The organism is Serratia plymuthica (assembly GCF_018336935.1).
GTDB lineage: Bacteria > Pseudomonadota > Gammaproteobacteria > Enterobacterales > Enterobacteriaceae > Serratia > Serratia plymuthica_B.
The window spans coordinates 3653097-3673466 of record NZ_CP068771.1 but is presented as its reverse complement, the minus strand read 5'-3'; the positions used below and the strand labels follow the sequence as shown (position 1 = coordinate 3673466).

Annotated in this window: 17 protein-coding genes and 1 pseudogene; 9 read left to right on the top strand and 9 right to left on the bottom strand. The window is 57.9% G+C overall.

From position 1 onward, the window contains the following. Positions 1-27 precede the first annotated feature (27 nt). The 4 genes and pseudogenes from JK621_RS17130 (at position 28) to JK621_RS17115 (ending at position 1712) form a co-directional block, all read left to right on the top strand. Positions 28-759, top strand: a complete 732-nt coding sequence (locus JK621_RS17130) for a glutathione peroxidase (protein WP_212556957.1) — start codon at positions 28-30, stop codon at positions 757-759. A 64-nt stretch (positions 760-823) separates the two neighbouring features. Next, a pseudogene (locus JK621_RS17125) lies at positions 824-976 on the top strand (dihydrolipoyl dehydrogenase); the annotation flags it as partial. Positions 977-1138: 162 nt separating this feature from the next. Further along, entirely contained in the window at positions 1139-1399 is a 261-nt protein-coding gene (locus JK621_RS17120; protein ID WP_212556956.1) for a toxin HicA, read from the top strand. Beyond that, on the top strand, positions 1386-1712 hold the full coding sequence (locus tag JK621_RS17115) for a type II toxin-antitoxin system HicB family antitoxin (RefSeq protein ID WP_212556955.1): 327 nt from the start codon (positions 1386-1388) through the stop codon (positions 1710-1712). Before JK621_RS17120 ends, JK621_RS17115 begins: the two co-directional genes overlap by 14 nt. Positions 1713-1748: 36 nt before the next feature. Here JK621_RS17115 and argH read toward each other — a convergent pair whose 3' ends face one another. The 4 genes from argH to argC form a co-directional block, all read right to left on the bottom strand. Beyond that, on the bottom strand, positions 1749-3122 hold the full coding sequence (gene argH, locus JK621_RS17110) for an argininosuccinate lyase (protein ID WP_212556954.1): 1374 nt from the start codon (positions 3120-3122) through the stop codon (positions 1749-1751). A 198-nt stretch (positions 3123-3320) separates the two neighbouring features. Further along, positions 3321-4541 carry an argininosuccinate synthase gene (locus JK621_RS17105; RefSeq protein ID WP_004953146.1) on the bottom strand — a complete coding sequence of 407 codons (1221 nt, stop codon included), beginning with the start codon at positions 4539-4541 and terminating at the stop codon, positions 3321-3323. A 25-nt stretch (positions 4542-4566) separates the two neighbouring features. Then, positions 4567-5340 (bottom strand): acetylglutamate kinase, encoded by a 774-nt coding sequence (gene argB / locus JK621_RS17100; protein ID WP_212556953.1) that lies wholly within the window; start codon positions 5338-5340, stop codon positions 4567-4569. A gap of 29 nt (positions 5341-5369) precedes the next feature. Next, the gene (gene argC / locus JK621_RS17095) at positions 5370-6374 is read right to left on the bottom strand and encodes an N-acetyl-gamma-glutamyl-phosphate reductase (RefSeq protein ID WP_212556952.1); all 1005 of its coding nucleotides are present in this window, start codon (positions 6372-6374) and stop codon (positions 5370-5372) included. Between the two features lie 216 nt (positions 6375-6590). Between argC and argE the strand changes: the two genes are divergently transcribed. The 3 genes from argE to JK621_RS17080 all read left to right on the top strand — a co-directional run bounded on the left by argE (position 6591) and on the right by JK621_RS17080 (position 11557). Then, positions 6591-7736: an acetylornithine deacetylase gene (gene argE, locus JK621_RS17090; RefSeq protein WP_212556951.1), complete on the top strand. Its 1146-nt coding sequence runs from the start codon at positions 6591-6593 to the stop codon at positions 7734-7736. Between the two features lie 320 nt (positions 7737-8056). Further along, a complete protein-coding gene (gene ppc / locus JK621_RS17085; protein WP_004953159.1) occupies positions 8057-10693 on the top strand; it encodes a phosphoenolpyruvate carboxylase in 2637 nt (878 codons plus the stop codon). Between the two features lie 75 nt (positions 10694-10768). Continuing rightward, the gene (locus JK621_RS17080) at positions 10769-11557 is read left to right on the top strand and encodes a helix-turn-helix domain-containing protein (RefSeq protein WP_212556950.1); all 789 of its coding nucleotides are present in this window, start codon (positions 10769-10771) and stop codon (positions 11555-11557) included. Here JK621_RS17080 and JK621_RS17075 read toward each other — a convergent pair. The 4 genes from JK621_RS17075 to metB form a co-directional block, all read right to left on the bottom strand. Next, positions 11554-12186, bottom strand: a complete 633-nt coding sequence (locus tag JK621_RS17075) for a LysE family translocator (RefSeq protein WP_212560221.1) — start codon at positions 12184-12186, stop codon at positions 11554-11556. The two genes, JK621_RS17080 and JK621_RS17075, sit on opposite strands and share 4 nt — an antisense overlap. 127 nt (positions 12187-12313) lie before the next feature. Beyond that, positions 12314-13207: a methylenetetrahydrofolate reductase gene (gene metF, locus JK621_RS17070; protein ID WP_004953167.1), complete on the bottom strand. Its 894-nt coding sequence runs from the start codon at positions 13205-13207 to the stop codon at positions 12314-12316. 234 nt (positions 13208-13441) lie between these two features. Then, entirely contained in the window at positions 13442-15877 is a 2436-nt protein-coding gene (locus JK621_RS17065; RefSeq protein WP_212556949.1) for a bifunctional aspartate kinase/homoserine dehydrogenase II, read from the bottom strand. Between the two features lie 2 nt (positions 15878-15879). Next, positions 15880-17040, bottom strand: coding sequence for a cystathionine gamma-synthase (gene metB, locus JK621_RS17060; RefSeq protein ID WP_212556948.1), 1161 nt, complete (start codon positions 17038-17040; stop codon positions 15880-15882). A gap of 317 nt (positions 17041-17357) precedes the next feature. On the opposite strand from metB, the gene metJ reads away from it, so the two are divergent. Then, entirely contained in the window at positions 17358-17675 is a 318-nt protein-coding gene (gene metJ / locus JK621_RS17055) for a met regulon transcriptional regulator MetJ (RefSeq protein WP_006317756.1), read from the top strand. Between the two features lie 78 nt (positions 17676-17753). Here the strand turns inward: metJ and rpmE are convergent, their stop codons facing one another. Beyond that, positions 17754-17969: a 50S ribosomal protein L31 gene (gene rpmE, locus JK621_RS17050; RefSeq protein ID WP_004953176.1), complete on the bottom strand. Its 216-nt coding sequence runs from the start codon at positions 17967-17969 to the stop codon at positions 17754-17756. Positions 17970-18170: 201 nt separating this feature from the next. Between rpmE and priA the strand changes: the two genes are divergently transcribed. Further along, entirely contained in the window at positions 18171-20366 is a 2196-nt protein-coding gene (gene priA, locus JK621_RS17045) for a primosomal protein N' (RefSeq protein ID WP_212556947.1), read from the top strand. Positions 20367-20370 lie beyond the last annotated feature (4 nt).

The following is a 20370-nucleotide window of genomic DNA, read 5'->3' as shown; positions in this document are numbered from 1 at the left end:
TTATTTTCCTAATTAAAGGGTTAATCCATGTTTACCAGCCAAGAAGGCAAAAAAGTTCCTCAGGTTACTTTCCACACCCGTCAGGGCGACCAATGGATTGATGTCACCACCAATGACCTGTTCAAAGATAAAACCGTCATCGTATTTTCTCTGCCGGGCGCGTTTACCCCAACCTGCTCTTCCAGCCATTTGCCACGTTACAACGAGCTGTCCAGCGTATTCAAACAGCACGGCGTTGACAGCATCTTGTGCGTCTCGGTGAACGACACCTTCGTGATGAACGCCTGGAAAGCCGATCAGCACGCCGAGAACATCACCTTCGTACCCGATGGCAACGGTGAGTTCACCAAAGGCATGAACATGCTGGTCGAGAAAGCCGATCTGGGCTTTGGTCCACGTTCATGGCGTTACTCGATGCTGGTGCGCAACGGCGTGGTGGAAAAAATGTTCGTCGAGCCCAACAAGCCGGGCGATCCGTTTGAAGTCTCTGACGCCGACACCATGCTGAAATACCTGGCGCCGGAATTCAAAGTGCAGGAATCGGTTTCGCTGTTCACCAAGCCCGGCTGCCCGTTCTGCGCCAAAGCCAAACAGATGCTGCAAGAACACGGTATCCAGTATGAAGAGATCGTGCTGGGCAAAGACGCTACCACCATCAGCCTGCGCGCCGTCAGCGGCCGCGCCACCGTACCTCAGGTGTTTATCGGCGGCCGTCACATCGGCGGCAGCGATGACCTGGAAAATTTCCTGTCAGCCTGATCAATCAATAATAACGAAGCCAACGTGAATTTTGGCGGGCTCCGGCCCGCCTTTTTTTACCTTTCAGCAGCAGATGACCATCAACCAGATGCTGGATATGCCGTTCTACCACCCGGTGAGCGAAGAAGGCCTGCGCACCGCACTGCGCGACCTGCAGGCCAAGCTCAAACTGGGTGAGGCCGAGGCGGAACGCTGCCAGCGCTGCCCGGACGAGTAGCCTTTTCCCTCTACTATCTATTTCAACCGGGCCCCCGCGCCCGGTTTTTGCGCATCGTATTCCACTCTTCTCGCTTCCTGCTTGCTGTTCTGCACCTAACCGTTCATTTTTTACCCACCCATTGAAATGATATCAATATTGATACTAAAATAAGGTGCTGACATGAAAGGAATCAGGGATGCCATCAACCATCTACAGCAACGACAGAGCAGTATCAGGTTTACTGAGTTAGTGAAAATCTGCACGCAATGGTTTGGTGAACCGCACTTGAACAGTGGCAGCCACCAGGTTTACCGCATGCCCTGGCCTGGCGACCCCCGGGTCAATATACAACGAGGAAACAGCGGTATGGCAAAGGTGTATCAGGTTAAACAAGTCATTGCCGCATTGGCCAGAATGGAGGAAGAACATGGAAAAGCATGAACATTACACTTATCGCATCACCTGGTCGGCGGAAGATAACGAATATGTCGGGCTCTGTACCGAATTCCCATCCCTGTCATGGCTGGCCACTACCCGCACCGCGGCGCTGGATGGCATTGAAAAGCGGGTCAGAGAGGTGATCAACGACATGCTGGCACAAGGGGAAATACCGCCACAGGCTATGGCAGAGAAAAACTTCAGCGGCAAGCTGGTACTGCGCATGACACCCGAACAACATCGGCGTCTGGCGATCAATGCTATAGAGGAAGGTGTCAGCTTAAACCGTTATCTTTGCGCTCGGCTGGCAGGGTAATCAATAAAGGGCAGCTTAAGGCTGCCCCTACGTCGTTTAAGCCAACCGCTGTTTCGCTTCGGCGATCGCGCTGGCGACCTGCTGAGGAGAAACGCCACCCTTGGCCGAACGCTTGTCCAGGCAAGATTGCAGCGCCAAAATCGGGTACACGTCGTCGCCAATCACCGCACTGAATTTCTGCAATTCGGTCAGCGTCAGCGCCTCAAGCGCCTTGCCCTGTTGGATGGCTTCGACCACCGCCTCACCGACGATATGGTGCGCCTCACGGAACGGCACGCCTTTGGCGACCAGATAGTCCGCCAGTTCGGTCGAGTTGGCATAACCCTGCTCAGCCGCCTCTTTGCAGCGTGGGCGTTTCACCTGAATGCCGTCCAGCACCAGCGCCGCCATCTGCAGGCAATCCATCCAGGTATCGAGCGCGTCGAACAGCCCTTCCTTGTCTTCCTGCATGTCTTTGTTATACGCCAGCGGCAAGCCTTTCAGCGTCATCATCATGCCGGTCAATGCACCCTGCACACGGCCGCATTTGCCGCGGATAAGCTCCAGCGCATCCGGGTTTTTCTTCTGCGGCATCAACGAAGAGCCGGAGGTTACGCGGTCGGACAGATCGACAAACGCCGCTTCGCCGCTGTTGAAGAAGATCAGGTCTTCGGCAAAGCGCGACAGGTGCACCATGCTGATGGAAGCATTCGACAGCAGCTCCAGCACGTGATCGCGGTCGGAAACGCTGTCCAGGCTGTTGCGGGTGGCCGAGGCAAAGCCCAACCAACCGGCAAGCTGTTCACGATCGATCGGATAAGCGGTGCCGGCCAACGCGCCGCTGCCCAGCGGGCTGACGTCCAGGCGCTTGAGCGTATCTTGCAGGCGGCTTTCATCGCGCGCCAGCATTTCAACATAGGCCAGACACCAGTGAGCGAAAGTGACCGGTTGCGCGCGCTGCAAGTGGGTATAACCCGGCATCACCGCATCCTGATTGGCTTCGGCAGTTTCCACCAGCGCCTGCTGCAGTTGCACGATGGCCTGATGCAGTTCGCCGATTTGCTGTTTGCACCACAGTTTCAGATCGGTCGCGACCTGATCGTTACGGCTACGGCCGGTATGCAGCTTCTTGCCCAGATCGCCGACTTTGTCGATCAGCTTCTGCTCCACCCAGCTGTGAATATCTTCCGCATCGCTGCTGACAATTGCCTGCGGGTCAGCCTGCACTTCTTCCAACAACACGCTCAAAGCCTGCTCAAGCTGTTGCTGTTCGGTTGCCGTCAGCACGTTGACGGTGACCAGCGCTTTCGACCAGGCCACAGAGCCAACAATGTCCTGTTCTGCCAGGCGATAGTCAAAGCGCAGAGAGTCGTTTAACTGTTTGAACCGCTGATCTGCCGCCTGACTGAACCGTCCGCCCCAAAGTGCCATACTTTTACTCCTGTACCCGTCATACTTCGAGCTGCAGATCTGTCGGCTGCGGACGCTCACCCGAATCACTTAGCGATGTAAGCTCATCGGGATCCTCGCTCTTGCCGCCTTCGTGCAATTCGAATTATTTAGGGTATTAATTTTATACGAAAAGGCGCAGCACGCTGCGCCCTTAACAAGTCACGCCGAATAATGAAATTACTTGTTCTTTTTCTCGTTCAACGCGCGAATACGTGAAGAGAGCGAGAACAGACGGATAAAGCCGCCCGCGTGGCTGTGATCGTAAACTTCATCTTCGCCAAAGGTCGCAAACTCTTCAGAGTACAGGCTATTGGCGGATTTCTTCTGAATCGCCGTCACCTGGCCTTTGTACAGCTGCAGCACCACTTCGCCGTTCACTTCTTCGGCCAGCGCTTCTGCAGAGGCCTGCAGCGAACGACGCAGCGGAGCAAACCAGCGGCCGTCGTACACCACGTAGGACATTTCCAGGCCCAACTGCTCGCGCCATTTGAAGCTGTCGCGATCCAGAACCAGTTGCTCAACGCCGCGCAGCGCCGCCACCATGATGGTGCCGCCCGGGGTTTCGTAGCAACCGCGGGATTTGATGCCCACCAGACGGTTTTCCACGATGTCGATCCGGCCCACGCCATGTTTGGCGCCCAGCACGTTCAGGGTTTCCAGACATTTGTATGGGCTCAACGCTTCGCCGTTAACCGCCACAACGCGGCCTTTTTCTACGGTGATGGTCACTTGCTCAGGCTGGTCCGGCGCTTCCTGCGGATCCACGGTCCAGACCCAGCAGTCTTTGTTCGGTGCATTCCACGGGCTTTCGAGCACGCCGCCTTCGGTAGAGATATGCCAGGCGTTCTCGTCACGGCTGTAGATTTTTTCCAGAGACGCAGTCGTCGGGATATTGCGCTCTTTCAGGTAATCCAGCAGCGCTTCACGGGAACGCAGGTTCCACTCACGCCAAGGCGCAACCACTTTCAGGTGTGGCGCCAGCGCGGTGTAGGTGGTTTCGAAACGCACCTGGTCATTGCCTTTGCCGGTTGCACCGTGGCACAGCGCATCAGCGCCGACTTTCAACGCCAGCTCAACCTGCGCTTTAGCGATAATCGGGCGCGCCATTGAAGTGCCCAACAGGTAGCTGCCTTCATACAGCGCACCGGTCTGCAGAACCGGATAGACGTAATCGCGGATGAATTCTTCACGCAGATCAACCACGTGACACTCAGAGGCACCGGATTGCAGGGCTTTTTGCTCCACGCCTTCCAGATCGCTGCGCTCCTGGCCGATATCCGCCACGAACGCTACCACTTCGCAGCCGCCGTAGTTTTCTTTCAGCCAGGGAATGATGGCCGAAGTATCCAGGCCGCCAGAGTACGCCAGAACGATTTTTTTGATGCCTTGGTTTTGCATGGTCTTTTCCTTTTTAATTCTAAATTTAAGCGAGGATCCGGGTGCCAATCGACACGCCGTTAAACAGAGCTGGAAGCTGATCGGCATGGCGCCAGCTGGCGATATCCACCGGCCGGCCAAGGGTGCGGGCCGCGTCGAGCGCCGCATTCACCTTCACCACCATACCATCGGTGATGATGCCTTGGGCAATCAGTTGTTCCGCTTTTTGTGCCGTCATTTCTGCAATGCGTTGTCCTTTCCCATCGAGAATGCCACTGACATCCGACAGCAGGATCAAATCCGCACCCAGCGTGGCGGCCAGAGCCGTCGCCGCCTGATCGGCGTTCACATTCATTAATTCCCCTTCGGCGGTGATGCCGATAGAGCTGATCACCGGCAGGTAGCCGGCACCCAGCAGGGTATTGAGCAATACCGGTGAACCCGGCTGCGCGTTGCCTACGTGGCCCAGCGCCGGGTCGAGTTGGGTCACGGAAACGCTGCCGCCGTCCGCCAGGCTCAGGCCCACCGCATTGATCCGGTGCTTGATGGCCCACGCCAGCAAGGTCTTGTTGGCCGTACCGGCCAGCGCGCCGGTAATGATGTCGATCTGGTCGGCAGGGGTTACCCGCAGGCCGTTTTTCTTCACCACCGGCAGAGAAAGTTGTTTCATCAGCTCATCCACCAGGCAACCGCCGCCGTGAACGATAACCAGCGGGCGCTGATGCTGCTGAAGGTAGCTGTCCAGGGCGGTGAATAAACGCTCCAGCGCTTCTTCACTGTCTAATAACACGCCACCTAACTTGATAATTAACGGATTCATCGCTGTTTACATCCCACGCTGGTTATTCATTAAAGTAATGACTGGGTTTCCGGGAACCCAAAACGGATATTCAGGCATTGCACCGCCTGAGCGGCCGCGCCTTTCAACAGGTTGTCTTCCGCCGCTACGGCGATCAGGTGTTCACCCTGAACGGCAAAGCCGATATCGCAGAACGGCAGGCCCACCACCCCTTTCAATGCCGGCACGCCTTTTTCGTACAGCCGCACCAGCGGTTTGTCGTCATAAGCGGTGTGATAAGCCGCAGCCACGTCCTGCGCGGTAACGCCGGCTTTCAAACGGCAGGTGATGGTCTCGAGAATACCACGCGGGAAGTTACCCAAATGTGGCGTGAAGATGACCGGCGTGCCCAGATGCGCAACGATTTCCGGGTGATGACGGTGGTTGAAGATGCCGTACGGCTGCAAACTCACTTCGCAGAAGCTGGTGGTCACGCTGGCTTTGCGGCCCGCGCCGCTGACGCCGCTGGTGGCGTTGATGACCGGCCATTGGTCAAGATTCAGCAACTGTTGGTCGATCAAGGGTTTCAGCGCCAACTGCGCCGCCGTCGGGTAGCAGCCCGGCACGGCGATCAGTTGCGCCTGTTTGATTTTTTCGCTCTGCCACTCCGCCAGGCCATATACCGCCTGCTCCAGCAGTTCAGGGTACTTATGTTCGAAACCGTAGTACTGGCTATAGAAACCGGCGTCTTTCACGCGGAACGCGCCGGACAGATCGAACACCACGCAGCCCGCCGCCAGGAACAAAGGCGCGATATCGTGGCTGACTTCGTGCGCCGTGGCCAGGAACACCACGTCGATGCCGTCGGCGGCGGCAGCCACGTCAACCAGCGGTTGCAACGGCAGATCGACGATGCCTTTTAACTGGGGATGCAAATCAGAAAGCAATTTTCCTGCATCTGCACTTTGCGCTGAAACCGCTAATGCGGTTATGTTCATGTGTGGGTGACGATTCAGGTAAGCCGTGAGCTCCGCTCCGGCGTAACCGCTGGCACCAACGATCAGCGTATTCAACATGTGGCCTTTCACCTTCTTGGCTTACGAGTGGTCGTATTCGACTCAGGTAACCGGGCTCACCAGCGTTGTTTCGCCGTTCACCCACGTGGTCGAGCGTTGATGTTTTTATAATCATCCGGGAATCGGGTTCCCTTACGCTCTATCTTACTGTATTTTTATTCAAAATAAATGCATGAATATTGATACTACCCTAACCAAAGGCTGTCAACAGTGAAGATGAAATTACCTCCATTTATTGAGCTGTACCGGGCGTTGATCGCCACTCCGTCGATCAGCGCCACCGATGGCGCCCTCGATCAGAGTAATGAAGCGTTAATCAACTTGCTGGCCGGGTGGTTTGCCGATTTGGGCTTCCGCGTCGACGTACAGCCGGTGCCCGATACCCGCAACAAATTCAACCTGCTCGCCAGCATTGGCGAAGGCAGCGGCGGCCTGCTTTTGGCGGGCCACACCGACACCGTACCTTATGACGAAGGCCGCTGGACGCGCGACCCTTTCACGCTGACCGAACATGACAATAAGCTGTACGGTCTGGGCACCGCGGACATGAAAGGCTTCTTTGCCTTTATTCTGGATGCCGTGCGCGATATCGATGCCGGCAAACTGACCAAGCCGCTGTACATTCTGGCGACCGCAGATGAAGAAACGACGATGGCCGGCGCGCGTTATTTCGCCGCCTCGACCGCCATCCGCCCGGATTTCGCCATTATCGGCGAACCCACCTCGCTGCAACCGGTGCGCGCGCACAAGGGGCATATGGCCAGCGCCATCCGCATTGTCGGCCAGTCCGGGCACTCGAGCGACCCGGCGCGCGGCGTCAACGCCATCGATTTGATGCACGACACCATTGGCCGCCTGATGGAACTGCGCAAAACGCTGCAGGAGCGCTACAACAATCCGGCATTCGCCGTGCCTTATCCGACGATGAACTTCGGCCATATCAGCGGCGGCGACGCGGCCAACCGTATTTGCGCCTGTTGTGAACTGCACCTGGATATTCGCCCGCTGCCGGGCATGACGCTCGACAATATCAACGAGCTGATGCACCAGACGCTGGAGCCGGTCAGCCAGCGCTGGCCGGGCCGCCTGAACATTGAGGAACTGCATGCCTCGGTCCCGGGCTACGAGTGCCCGACCGATCATCATATGGTGGCGGTGATTGAGAAACTGCTGGGCACCCGCACTCAGGTGGTCAACTACTGCACCGAGGCGCCGTTCGTCCAGCAGGTATGCCCGACGCTGGTGCTTGGCCCGGGGTCAATCAACCAGGCGCACCAACCGGACGAATACATTGATACGGCGTTTATCGAACCGACGCGCAAGCTGCTGGGCCAGTTGGTCGAGCACTTTTGCCATCAATAAACCTGACACAAGGTAGGGTTAATGATTTATCATCGCCCCTACCTATTAAGAAGTATCAAATCAATATAATAAGCCAGACTGATAACCGGCGCGTCGTAATTAAATTTCAGAAAATGCGCCGATTTTGATGTTTTTTTGCTAAAAATAGTGTCAATTGACGATTGGACAGGAACATGGCGAGATGAAACAGACGCTCTTCGCCTGAAACGTGAAATTTACTTACAAGATAAAAATCATCTACCCAATAGATTTCAAGTTGAAGCCAACGCAGATGCAGCTTGAAAGATGCAGGGTAAATACAGAACTGGGCCAGGGGTTATATGAACGAACAATATTCGGCAATGCGAAGTAATGTCAGTATGCTCGGCAAATTGCTCGGCGATACCATCAAAGATGCGCTGGGCGAGCATATTCTCGATCGCGTTGAAACTATCCGTAAGCTTTCCAAATCTTCACGTGCCGGTAACGAGGCGCACCGTCAGGAGCTGCTTTCTACCTTGCAGAACCTGTCCAACGACGAGTTGCTGCCGGTCGCGCGCGCCTTCAGCCAGTTCCTTAATCTGACCAACGTCGCCGAGCAGTACCACAGCATTTCGCCCAATGGCGAAGCCGCCAGCAATCCCGAAGCACTGGCCCAACTGTTCACCCGGCTGAAAGACAAAAAGCTCAGCACCAAAGAGCTGCAAAATGCAGTCTCTCAGCTCTCCATCGAGCTGGTGCTGACGGCGCACCCGACGGAAATTACCCGCCGCACCCTGATCCACAAGCTGGTTGAGGTGAATACCTGCCTGAGCCAACTCGATCATAACGATCTGGCCGATTACGAGCGCAACAAGATCATGCGCCGCCTGCGCCAGCTGGTTGCCCAGTCATGGCACACCGACGAGATCCGTAAAAACCGCCCTTCGCCTATCGACGAAGCCAAGTGGGGCTTCGCGGTGGTGGAAAACAGCCTGTGGGAAGGGGTGCCCGCCTTCCTGCGCGAATTCAACGAGCAGTTGGAAAACTCCATCGATTACAGCCTGCCGGCGGAAGCCGTACCGGTGCGTTTCACCTCCTGGATGGGCGGTGACCGCGACGGCAACCCGAACGTGACCGCCGAAATCACCCGTCACGTGCTGCTGCTCAGCCGCTGGAAAGCCTGCGACCTGTTCACCCGCGATATCCAGGTGTTGGTGTCCGAGCTGTCGATGACCGAATGCACCCCGGAACTGCGCGCCCTCGCCGGTGGCGACGAAGTGCAGGAACCGTATCGCGAAATCATGAAACAGCTGCGCGGCCAGTTGATGCGCTCTCAGGCCTATCTGGAAGGCCGCCTGAAAGGCGAACGCGTGCTGAAGCCGAACGACCTGCTGGTAAGCAACGATCAGCTGTGGGAACCTTTGTTCGCCTGTTATCAGTCGCTGCAGGCCTGCGGCATGAGCATCATTGCCAATGGTCAGTTGCTCGATACCCTGCGCCGCGTCCGCTGCTTTGGCGTGCCGCTGGTGCGTATCGACGTCCGTCAGGAAAGCAACCGCCATACCGAAGCCATCGCCGAACTGACCCGTTACCTGGGCCTTGGCGACTACGAAAGCTGGTCAGAAGCCGACAAACAGGCATTCCTGATCCGCGAACTGAATTCAAAACGCCCGCTGGTGCCGCTGAAGTGGGAACCGAGCGCCGACACCCAGGAAGTGCTGGAAACCTGCCGCGTGATCGCCGAAGCGCCGCAAGGCTCCATCGCCGCCTACGTCATCTCCATGGCACGCACCCCTTCTGACGTGCTGGCGGTTCACCTGCTGCTGAAAGAGGCCGGTTGCCCGTTTGCGCTGCCGGTAGCGCCGCTGTTCGAAACCCTCGACGACCTGAACAACGCCGACGACGTTATGACCCAGTTGCTGAATATCGACTGGTATCGCGGCTTTATCCAGGGCAAGCAGATGGTGATGATCGGCTATTCCGACTCGGCGAAAGACGCCGGGGTGATGGCCGCGTCCTGGGCGCAGTACCGCGCTCAAGATGCCTTGATCAAAACCTGTGAAAAGGCCGGCGTGGCGTTAACGCTGTTCCACGGCCGTGGCGGTTCAATTGGCCGTGGCGGCGCGCCTGCGCATGCGGCGCTGCTGTCGCAGCCGCCGGGCAGCCTGAAAGGTGGCCTGCGCGTGACCGAGCAGGGCGAGATGATCCGCTTCAAATTTGGCCTGCCGGAAGTGGCCATCAGCAGCCTGGCGCTGTATGCCGGCGCGGTTCTCGAAGCCAACCTGCTGCCGCCGCCGGAGCCGAAGAAAGAGTGGCGTTCGCTGATGGACGACCTGTCAGAGACATCATGCAAAATGTACCGCGGCTACGTGCGTGAGAATCCGGACTTCGTGCCTTACTTCCGTGCCGCAACGCCGGAGCTGGAGCTGGGTAAACTGCCGCTGGGTTCACGCCCGGCCAAGCGCAAGCCAAACGGCGGTGTAGAAAGCCTGCGCGCCATTCCGTGGATCTTCGCCTGGACGCAGAACCGCCTGATGCTGCCGGCCTGGCTGGGCGCCGGCGCAGGTTTGCAGGAAGCGGTGAAAGCCGGCAAACAGAATCAGTTGGAGGCCATGTGCCGCGACTGGCCGTTCTTCTCCACCCGCATCGCCATGCTGGAAATGGTCTTCGCCAAGGCCGACCTGTGGCTGGCGGAATACTACGATCAGCGCCTGGTCGACAAATCGCTGTGGCCGCTGGGCCAGCAGCTGCGCGATCAGCTCGAAAGCGACATCAAGGTGGTGTTGACCATCGCCAATGACGCTCACCTGATGGAAGATCTGCCGTGGATCGCCGAATCCATCGCGCTGCGCAACGTGTATACCGATCCGCTGAACGTGCTGCAGGCAGAATTGCTGCACCGCTCGCGCCAGCAGGAACATCCGGATACCCGCGTCGAGCAGGCATTGATGGTCACCATTGCCGGCGTCGCCGCCGGCATGCGCAACACCGGCTAGGTTGCGCGCCAAAGCACGGCTCCTGTTCACAGGAGCCGTTTTTCTATCTGTCGCTGACGGGCGCGGAGGTGCGCGATGGCGTTATCCCTCTCGGACTGGTTTGTTGCCAACGATATCGAGTGCTCGCGCCTGACGGCGATCAATGCCTCCTTCCCCCGCCACACCCACGATGAATACGTGATCAGCGCCAATTTGAGCGGTACCGAACAGATTTGGCTGGACGGCAAAACGGCGTTGGTGCGCGGTGGCGAGATCACCGTTTACAACCCGGCCAGCATTCAGTCCTCGCAATTTGGCAGTGAAAAAGTCGAATTCTGCAGCGTGCATTTGCCGCAATCACTTTTGCGCAGTCTGGCCAACAACCATAACCTGGGCTCCCATCGTCAGGCGCCGGTGCTGACCGAAGGCGTGCTGCGCAACCCGGCGCTGTTCGACGCCATTTGCCGCTACGCCTGTACGCCGCACGACGCCGTTGAACAAGAGCAAAATCTGTTGTGGCTGCTGGGTACCCTGCTGGACGATCGCACCGCGGATCACCCGCAACCGACGGAAACCGTCGGCCGGGCGCTGGAATTCATGCGCGACAACCTGACGCTGAAAATCAGCCTGGACACGCTGGCCCAGGTCAGCGGCATGAGTAAATATCATTTTGTCCGGTTGTTCCGGCAACGCATCGGCATGCCGCCGCTGCAATATCACATGCAGCTGCGGCTACTGGAGGCGCGTAACCTGCTGCGGCAGAATCAACACACGCTGGACGTGGCGCTGGCCTTGGGTTTTTACGATCAAAGCCATTTTATTAACGCTTTCCGCAAAACGATGGGCATCACGCCGCATCACTATCTGCAATCCTTCACCCGCTAAATAAACTCGCGGTAGCCCGACACCACCACGTACAGCGCGAAGTAGCCGAAAATCACCGCCGAGGCGAAGTAAGAATATTTCAGCAGGCGAGCCCCCAGCATTTTGCCGCCCAGGCTGCCCACGGAGCAAAGCACCGCCGTCCACACCACCCCGGCAATAAAAAAGCCGCAGAGGAACCACGACGTTGCCGCCGGCCCCCCCTGACCCATACGTGAAATCAGCGCACCGCCCACCGCCGCAAACCACAGAATCGCCGTTGGAGAAGACATGGCCAGCACCACGCCGCGCAGGAAGTTGCGCGGCACCGAGCGCGGCCTCTCCGGCTCAGCCACCGCCAGCTCAACGGCCTGGGCGAAGGCCGCGCGCAGCATCTTGTAAGCGAACCACAGCAGCATCATTGAACCACCGACCCACAGTACCCAGCGGACACCCGAGTATTGCAACAGCACCGCCATGCCGGCCAGCGCCAGCACCGCATAAATCAGGTCACCCACGCAGGTGCCGATCCCCAGCCAGAAACCGTGAAAATAGCCGCGCTGCATCGCTAACGTGATCATGGCGATATTGGCGATGCCAATATCCAGACAAAGCGACAGACTGAGTAAAAAACCATTGGAAAACGGCATCATGGCGACAAGCTCTTTCATGGGGATGATGCGTCATCTCATCATGCCGCTAAAGAGAGATATTGGAAGAAATTGCGCCCAACAAAAAGGGCGCTGTTTTTACGCAGCGCCCCTCCCGATAGCGAATGGATTATGCCGCGGCCGGGCGCACGCCCAGCGTGTGGCAAATGGCATAACTCATCTCGGCGCGGTTCAGCGTATAGAAGTGGAAATCTTTCACCCCTTCGCGGCTGAGGATCTTCACCATGTCCATCGCGATATTGGCGCCGACCATTTTGCGGGTTTCGGCGTCATCGTCCAGCCCTTCAAACATGCTGGTCATCCAGCTCGGTACGCGCACGTTGGTCATGGTGGCGAAACGTTGCAGCTGCTTGAAGTTGGATACCGGCAGAATGCCCGGTACGATTTCCACGTCAATACCGGTGGCGACGCAACGGTCGCGGAAACGCAGATAGCTTTCCACGTCGAAGAAAAATTGGGTGATCGCGCGGTTGGCGCCGGCATCGATTTTACGTTTCAGGTTAATCAGATCCGCCTGCGGGCTTTTCGCCTCCGGATGCACTTCAGGGTAGGCGGCGACGGAGATATCGAAATCGCCGACCTCTTTCAGCAACCGAACCAAATCGGTCGCATACATGTCCGGCTTGCCGCCACCCGGTGGCAGGTCGCCGCGCAGCGCCACGATATGACGAATGCCGTTGTTCCAATAATCGGTGGCGATTTCACGCAGCTGCGCCGGGCTGGCGTCGATGCAGGTCAGGTGCGGAGCCGCATCCAGACCGGTGCGATCTTTAATGCCTTTGATGATGCTGTGGGTGCGATCGCGCTCGCCGGAGTTGGCGCCATAGGTTACAGAGACAAATTTAGGTTTCAGGCTGCTCAGACGATCGATGGACTGCCACAGGGTGTCTTCCATCTCGCTGGTGCGCGGCGGGAAAAACTCGAACGATACGTTAATCTGGCCATTTAACTCTGCCAGACTTTGATTCAGCGCTTCCCGCTGGTTTGCGTGAAAAAAACTCATACCCTGTCCGCCTCTTATCGATCACTGTTTTGCATTTTGCTTTATTTTAATAAGCGTCTATACGTTTAGACGTCTAGATAGAAAATGCCGCATGTTGGCTAAAGAGTCAACAGGAAACTGGGGGGAATAAGATGATTAATCCTCACCCGCACAGAGAAAGAATTTCATGTTCAGAACAAGAGGAATTATGGCAGGAAAAACGAAGGGCGCGGTGAACCCGCGCCCGAAAGACAATTAAAGCAGTTGCGCCAAACGGTTAAGGTCTGACTGGATCGCCCCGGCGGTGACGTCGCGGCCGGCTCCCGGCCCGCGGATCACCAAAGGGTTATCGCGGTACCAGCGGCTTTCGATAGCAAACACGTTGTCGCACGGCAACAGTGCCGCCAACGGGTGCTCAGGCCGTACCGCCTCAACCCCGACACGCGCCTTGCCGTTGGCATCGAAGCGCGCCACGTGCCGCAGCACCAGACCCATTTCACTGGCAGCCTCAAAACGCTGCAGCATCTGTTGGTTCAGCGCATCGCCGTTCTCGAAGAACTGATCGATAGAGCCCTGCTCGGCACCGGCAGGCACCAGCGACTCTACCCGCACCTGATTCGGTTCGATGTCATAGCCTGCTTCGCGCGCCAGAATAACCAGCTTGCGCATGACATCCTGGCCGGAGAGATCGACCCGCGGATCCGGTTCTGTCAGCCCCTGCTGCCAGGCCTGATCCACCAGTTCGGTGAACGGCACTGTGCCGTCGAACTGCAGGAACAGCCAGGAAAGCGTACCGGAGAAAATACCGCTGATCGCCAGAATGCTGTCGCCGCTGTCGCGCAAATCACGCACCGTATGGTTGACCGGCAGACCGGCGCCGACGGTGGCGTTATACAGCCAATGGCGGCCGGTTTTGGCGAAGGCATCGCGGATTTGGCGGTAGTTATCGCCGCACGACGCGCCCGCCAGCTTGTTGGCGCTAATCACGTGGAAGCCGTAGCTGGCGAAGTCCAGATACTGCTCGGCCAGATTTTCACTGGCGGTAACGTCAAGCACCACCAAATCGTCGAAAGGATGCGCACGCATCCACAGGAACAGAGACTCTTCGTCCAACTCCTGCGCTTCGTCCTCGAAGAATGCCAGCACGCGGCTGGCGTCCAGCCCGTCGTAATTCAGCAGACTGCGGCGGCTGTCCACCACCCCGGCCAGAGTGAATTCAAAACCGCTGCGGGCGGAAATATTTTTCTGCTCGCGGGCAAACAGTTCCAGCCAGCGTGCGCCAATATTGCCTTTGCCGAACAGCACCAGGCCAATGCGTTTTTCAGCACGGAACAATGACTGGTGCAGGCCCTGAATCAGCAAGGCGGTCGGCCCCTGACGCAGCACCGCCACCAGGCTGATGCCGTCTTCTGCCTGCCAGATAAACTCGACCGGCTGGTCTTTCAACTGTTGGTAGAAACGATGGCTATGCAGCGGATTTTTACAAACCCCCGCCCCCACCAGCGCCACCAGCGCCAGCCCTTCACGCAGTTTCAGCTCACCCGGCAACCCGGCATCCTGCAAAGTACGCAGCACGCTGTTCACCACTTCCGAGGTGTAGCACAGCTGAACCAGATTGCGGTCCGGATGAATGCCCACGGCCAGCGGTTTGATCTGCGCGCGTTTCAGCACCAGATCCAGCTCTTTCTGCGCCAGCTTGAAATCATGCTGGCTGGCGACGCGCAGCTCAATCAGGCACACGTCATCATGGCTGGTGACAATCTTGGCGCCCGTGCCGGAGGCCAGCACGCGCTCAATGCGCGTTGAACCCTGTTCCGGTTGGTAGCTGCATCTCAGTTGAAGATCGATATCGCTGCCGGAAACCGGCTGCAAGGTGCGGGTATGCAGCACAGGTGCCGCCAGACGCGCCAGTTCGCTGGCTTCATCCAACCGCAGCAGCGGCAGCAGGCAGGCATCTTTCACTTTACGTGGGTCGGCGCTGTACACCCCGGCCACGTCGCTCCAGATGGTCACGCGCTCCACGCCGGCCAAAGCGCCGACCTGGGTCGCGGAATAGTCACTGCCGTTACGCCCCAACAGCACGGTTTCACCGGCGTCGTTGCGTGAAATAAAGCCGGTCACCACCAGGCGTTTGCCTGGGTGCTGAGCCAGCAATTGTTGCAGCAGCGGGTAAGAACGGCCTTCATCAACCTGCGGCTGAGCAGAACGTTCCGTACGCAGGAAATCGCGCGCATCCAGCCAGGCTGCCTGCATGTCCAGCTTGTTCAGTACCGCTGCCATCAGCCGCGCCGACCAGATTTCGCCGTGTCCGACGACCTCGGCATAGGTCGCGTCGTCAACCTTGTCATCCAGCAGTACCGCCAGACGCTCCAGATCCTGAATAAATTCGGCGATCAGCGGTTCGGCGGTTTCCGGCGGCAATAAACCACCGATCAGTTCGCTGTGATAACGGCGCAGCGCTTGCTGAACCTGATGCGCAGAAAGGCGATCGCTCTGGCTGAGCTTCAGCCAGCTAATCAGTTGGTTGGTGGTGCTGCCGGCAGCCGACACCACCATCATATCGCCCGGCTGGCTGTATTCGGCCATGATCCCGGCCACCCGCAGATAACACTTCACGTCCGCCAGGCTGCTGCCGCCAAATTTGTGCAGTTGACGCCCGCTCACCGGCCCTGCTACCGCAATTGCATTCATGCTTACCTCGTTGCCGCCGCCTGGAAAGCACGTTCCAGATCGGCAATCAAATCTTCACTGTCTTCAATACCCACGGAAATACGCAGCAGGCTCTCGGAGATACCGGCCGCCGCACGTGCTTCCGCTGCCATACCGGCATGGGTCATGGTCGCTGCATGCGAAATCAGGCTTTCTACGCCCCCCAGGGATTCTGCCAGAGTAAACAGCTCAAGGGCAGAGAGGAAACGGCGAAGAAGCGCCTCATCACCATCCAGTTCAAAACTGAGCATTGCGCCAAAGCCGCGTTGCTGGCGGCGTGCAATCTCGTGCCCCGGGTTCTGTGGCAGAGAAGGATGATACAGCTTTTTCACCAGCGGTTGCTGCTGTAAATAACTGACAATCGCTTCGGCGTTTTGTTGCGCCGCCTTGATACGTGGCGACAGGGTGCGCATGCCGCGCAACAGTAAATAGCTGTCGAAGGCGCCGCCGGTGACGCCGATATTATTGGCCCACCACGCCAGCTCCACCGCCAGATCTTTGTCTTTGGCGATCACCGCGCCGGCCACCACATCGGAATGGCCGTTGAGGTATTTGGTGCAGGAGTGAACCACCAGATCGGCGCCCAACCCAATCGGCTGCTGCAGCGCCGGGCTGAGGAAGGTGTTATCTACCACCGTCAGCGCGCCCGCCGCATGCGCCGCATCGCAAATCGCCGCAATGTCCACCACGCGCAACAGCGGGTTGCTTGGGCTTTCAATCAGCACCAGCTTTGGTTTTTGCGCTAACGCCTGCGCCAACGCCTCTTCATTGCTCTGATCGACGAACAACACGCGGTAGGTGCCACGTTTGCTCAGGCTGTCGAAAAGACGGTAGCTGCCGCCATAGCAATCGTGCGGTGCCACCAGCAGATCGCCGGGTTTCAGGAACACGGTGGTTACCAGATGGATCGCCGACATGCCGCTGCTGGTCATCACTGCACCGGCACCGCCTTCCAGTTCCGCCAGTGCACGTTGCACCACATCACGCGTCGGGTTGCCGCGGCGTGAGTAGTCATGGGCGCGAGGCTGGTTGAAATCGGTGAAATTATAGGTGCTGGAAAGATGGATCGGCGGGACAACGCAGCCGTACTGTTCGTCATCGTTCAGGCCGCTACGTACGGCAATCGTGGCTGGTTTACGCGTCATAGGGTCGCTCGGCTCTCAGGATTCGGATGAATGAGGGCTAAAGATTAATCGCAGCGGAGATGGACGTCAATACATCTGGACATCTAAACTTCTTTGCGTATAGATTGAGCAAAGCGGCAATACCCGCTAAAATTATGCCGGTTTGAGATGACGATACGATGTTAACGCGAAATGCATAGGCGACACCTATTGATCGTGAGCATACAGTGACCCTGGTCGCGTAAAATTGACATTTATTTAGTGAGAACAGTGAAGATCGGGCATAATTGGCCGGTTTTTAGAATTTTGTAATTTTTCTGACAAATTTAAGGTGTCCCATGGCTGAGTGGAACGGCGAGTATGTCAGCCCTTACGCTGAACACGGTAAAAAAAGCGAGCAAGTAAAAAAAATCACGGTATCCATTCCGCTGAAGGTCCTGAAAATCCTCACCGATGAACGGACTCGTCGCCAGGTCAATAACCTGCGCCACGCCACCAACAGCGAATTGCTGTGCGAAGCATTCCTGCATGCTTTTACCGGCCAGCCGCTGCCGAACGATGAAGACCTGCGCAAAGAACGCAGCGATGAAATCCCGGAAGCCGCAAAAGTGCTGATGCGTGAATTGGGTGTGGATCCCGATACCTGGGAATACTAACTCGTCGGCCTGCGAAAGCAGGCGGCAGAAACGAAAAAAGGCGCCGAAGGCGCCTTTTTCATCTGACGGCAAGAAATATTATTTCTTGGCGCCTGGTACGCTGAAACGCTTGTTGAAGCGGTCAACGCGGCCACCGGTAGCAACGTCACGCTGCTTGCCAGTGTAGAACGGGTGGCATTGACCACAAACGTCCAGGTTCAGATCGTGACCCACGGTAGAGCGGATTTTGATCACGTTACCGCAAGAGCAGTTAGCAGTAACTTCTTCGTATTTTGGGTGGATACCTTGTTTCATGGGAAACCTCAGTTAAGGCCGTGTCGCTATCCAGCCCTGTTTCGCCAGACACCACACGTGGTTGATAATATATTTTGGTATCGGATTATACCAAAGGCGGCAAACTATACAGAAATTCAATGTAGCGCGCAATTGGAACCGTACATTTTGCGGCCCGCAGTGTAAACTACCCGACAATTTTTCCATCTGGATGGCCGCCACATGCCCGTTGTACACGTTGCTTTACCGGTTCCCCTCGCCCGCACCTTCGACTATCTGCTGCCGCAAGGCCTGCAACCGGTAGCCGGCGCGCGCGTTTGTGTACCCTGGGGTAAGCAACGGGCGATCGGCATCGTCACCGGCAGCAGCGACACCAGCGAACTGCCGCTGGATAAGCTTAAGCCCATCGACAGCATCATCGACAACGCCTCCCTGTTCTCCCCCAGCCTGTGGCGCATTCTTCGCTGGGCCAGCGACTATTATCATTACCCGATCGGCGAAGTGCTGTTCCATGCGCTGCCTATCCTGCTAAGGCAAGGGAAACCGGCGGAAGCCGCGCCGCTGTGGCAATGGTTCGCCACTGAACAAGGGCGCGCCACGCCGCCGGAAAGCCTGAAACGCGCCCCCAAACAGCAGCAGGCGCTGGCCGCGCTGCTGCAGCGCCCGGTGTATCGCCACCAGGTCAGCGAACTCGAACTGACCGAGAGCGCACTGCAGGCATTGCGCGCCAAAGGGCTGATCGACTTACGGGCTCAGGCGTTGGCGACGCAGGACTGGCGACCGGGTTTTGCAGTGCTCGGCGAACGGCTGCGGCTGAATACCGAACAAGCCACCGCCGTGGGCGCGATCCGCAGCGAAGACGATCAGTTCTCCGCCTGGCTGCTGGCCGGGGTCACCGGCTCCGGCAAGACAGAAGTCTATCTCAGCGTGCTGGAAAACATTCTGGCCATGGGCAAACAGGCGCTGGTGCTGGTGCCGGAAATCGGTCTGACGCCGCAAACCATCGCCCGCTTTCGCGAACGCTTCAGTGCGCCGGTGGACGTGCTGCACTCCGGCCTCAACGACAGCGAACGGCTGGCAGTATGGCTACGCGCCCGCAGCGGCGAGGCGGCGATCGTCATAGGGACCCGCTCGGCGCTGTTTACCCCGTTCTCCCGCCTGGGCGTGATCATTATCGACGAAGAGCACGACAGCTCCTATAAGCAGCAGGAAGGCTGGCGCTACCACGCGCGCGATCTGGCGGTGTTCCGTGCCCGCGAAGAGAACATCCCGATGGTCATGGGTTCCGCCACGCCGGCGCTGGAAACGCTGCACAACGTACAACTCGGTAAATATCGTCAGCTCAAACTCACCCAACGCGCGGGCAACGCCAAACCGGCGGCGCAGCACCTGATCGATCTGAAGGGCCTGCCGCTGAAGGTCGGCCTGTCGCAGCCACTGCTGAAAAGCATGCAGCACCATCTGAAAGCCGGCAATCAGGTGATGCTGTTCCTTAACCGTCGCGGCTATGCGCCGGCGTTGTTGTGCCACGAGTGCGGTTGGATTGCAGAATGTCAGCGCTGCGATCATTACTACACCTTTCATCAGAACCAGCGCCAACTGCGCTGCCACCACTGCGACAGCCAGCGCCCGGTACCGCACCAGTGTCCGCAATGCGGTTCAACGCATCTGGTCTCGGTCGGCGTCGGCACCGAGCAATTGGAAAACGAACTGGCGCCGCTGTTCCCGGAAACGCCGATCACCCGTATTGACCGAGACACCACCAGCCGCAAGGGCTCGCTTGAGCAGCATCTGGCGGATATTCACCGTGGCGGCTCGCGCATTTTGATCGGCACCCAAATGTTGGCAAAAGGCCACCATTTCCCGGACGTGACGCTGGTCGCCCTGCTGGACGTTGACGGCGCGCTGTTTTCGGCTGATTTTCGTTCCGCCGAACGCTTTGCCCAGCTGTATACCCAGGTTTCCGGTCGTGCCGGCCGCGCCGGCAAACAGGGAGAGGTCCTCCTGCAGACTCACCACCCGGAACACCCGCTGCTGCAAATTTTGCTGCAGCAAGGCTACGACGCCTTCGCCAAACAGACGCTGGCGGAGCGCAACAGCGTGTTCCTGCCCCCGTACACCAGCCATATTATCGTGCGTTCGGAAGATCACGATAACCAACAGGCGCCGCTGTTCCTGCAGCAACTGCGCAATCTGCTGGAGGCCAGCCCGCTGAAAGACGACGCGTTGTGGGTCATGGGGCCCGTCCCGGCATTGCAGTCAAAACGCGGCGGCCGCTTCCGTTGGCAACTGCTGTTGCAACACCCTTCGCGACGCGTGCTGCAACAGTTGATGAAAAACTCTTTGCCGCTGATCGGCACGCTGCCGCAGGCGCGTAAGGTGAAATGGACGCTGGACGTCGATCCGATAGATAGCTGAACCC

Bases quoted from the DNA above. Each gene is read 5' to 3' on its own strand.
- rpmE (WP_004953176.1), bottom strand. From the start codon at position 17,969: ATGAAACAAGGTATCCACCCAAAATACGAAGAAGTTACTGCTAACTGC.
- JK621_RS17115 (WP_212556955.1), top strand. From the start codon at position 1,386: ATGGAAAAGCATGAACATTACACTTATCGCATCACCTGGTCGGCGGAA.
- metF (WP_004953167.1), bottom strand. From the start codon at position 13,207: ATGAGTTTTTTTCACGCAAACCAGCGGGAAGCGCTGAATCAAAGTCTG.
- JK621_RS17080 (WP_212556950.1), top strand. From the start codon at position 10,769: ATGGCGTTATCCCTCTCGGACTGGTTTGTTGCCAACGATATCGAGTGC.
- metB (WP_212556948.1), bottom strand. From the start codon at position 17,040: ATGACGCGTAAACCAGCCACGATTGCCGTACGTAGCGGCCTGAACGAT.
- argH (WP_212556954.1), bottom strand. From the start codon at position 3,122: ATGGCACTTTGGGGCGGACGGTTCAGTCAGGCGGCAGATCAGCGGTTC.
- JK621_RS17130 (WP_212556957.1), top strand. From the start codon at position 28: ATGTTTACCAGCCAAGAAGGCAAAAAAGTTCCTCAGGTTACTTTCCAC.
- JK621_RS17105 (WP_004953146.1), bottom strand. From the start codon at position 4,541: ATGCAAAACCAAGGCATCAAAAAAATCGTTCTGGCGTACTCTGGCGGC.
- argC (WP_212556952.1), bottom strand. From the start codon at position 6,374: ATGTTGAATACGCTGATCGTTGGTGCCAGCGGTTACGCCGGAGCGGAG.
- priA (WP_212556947.1), top strand. From the start codon at position 18,171: ATGCCCGTTGTACACGTTGCTTTACCGGTTCCCCTCGCCCGCACCTTC.
- argB (WP_212556953.1), bottom strand. From the start codon at position 5,340: ATGAATCCGTTAATTATCAAGTTAGGTGGCGTGTTATTAGACAGTGAA.
- metJ (WP_006317756.1), top strand. From the start codon at position 17,358: ATGGCTGAGTGGAACGGCGAGTATGTCAGCCCTTACGCTGAACACGGT.
- JK621_RS17120 (WP_212556956.1), top strand. From the start codon at position 1,139: ATGAAAGGAATCAGGGATGCCATCAACCATCTACAGCAACGACAGAGC.
- JK621_RS17065 (WP_212556949.1), bottom strand. From the start codon at position 15,877: ATGAATGCAATTGCGGTAGCAGGGCCGGTGAGCGGGCGTCAACTGCAC.
- JK621_RS17075 (WP_212560221.1), bottom strand. From the start codon at position 12,186: ATGATGCCGTTTTCCAATGGTTTTTTACTCAGTCTGTCGCTTTGTCTG.
- argE (WP_212556951.1), top strand. From the start codon at position 6,591: ATGAAATTACCTCCATTTATTGAGCTGTACCGGGCGTTGATCGCCACT.
- ppc (WP_004953159.1), top strand. From the start codon at position 8,057: ATGAACGAACAATATTCGGCAATGCGAAGTAATGTCAGTATGCTCGGC.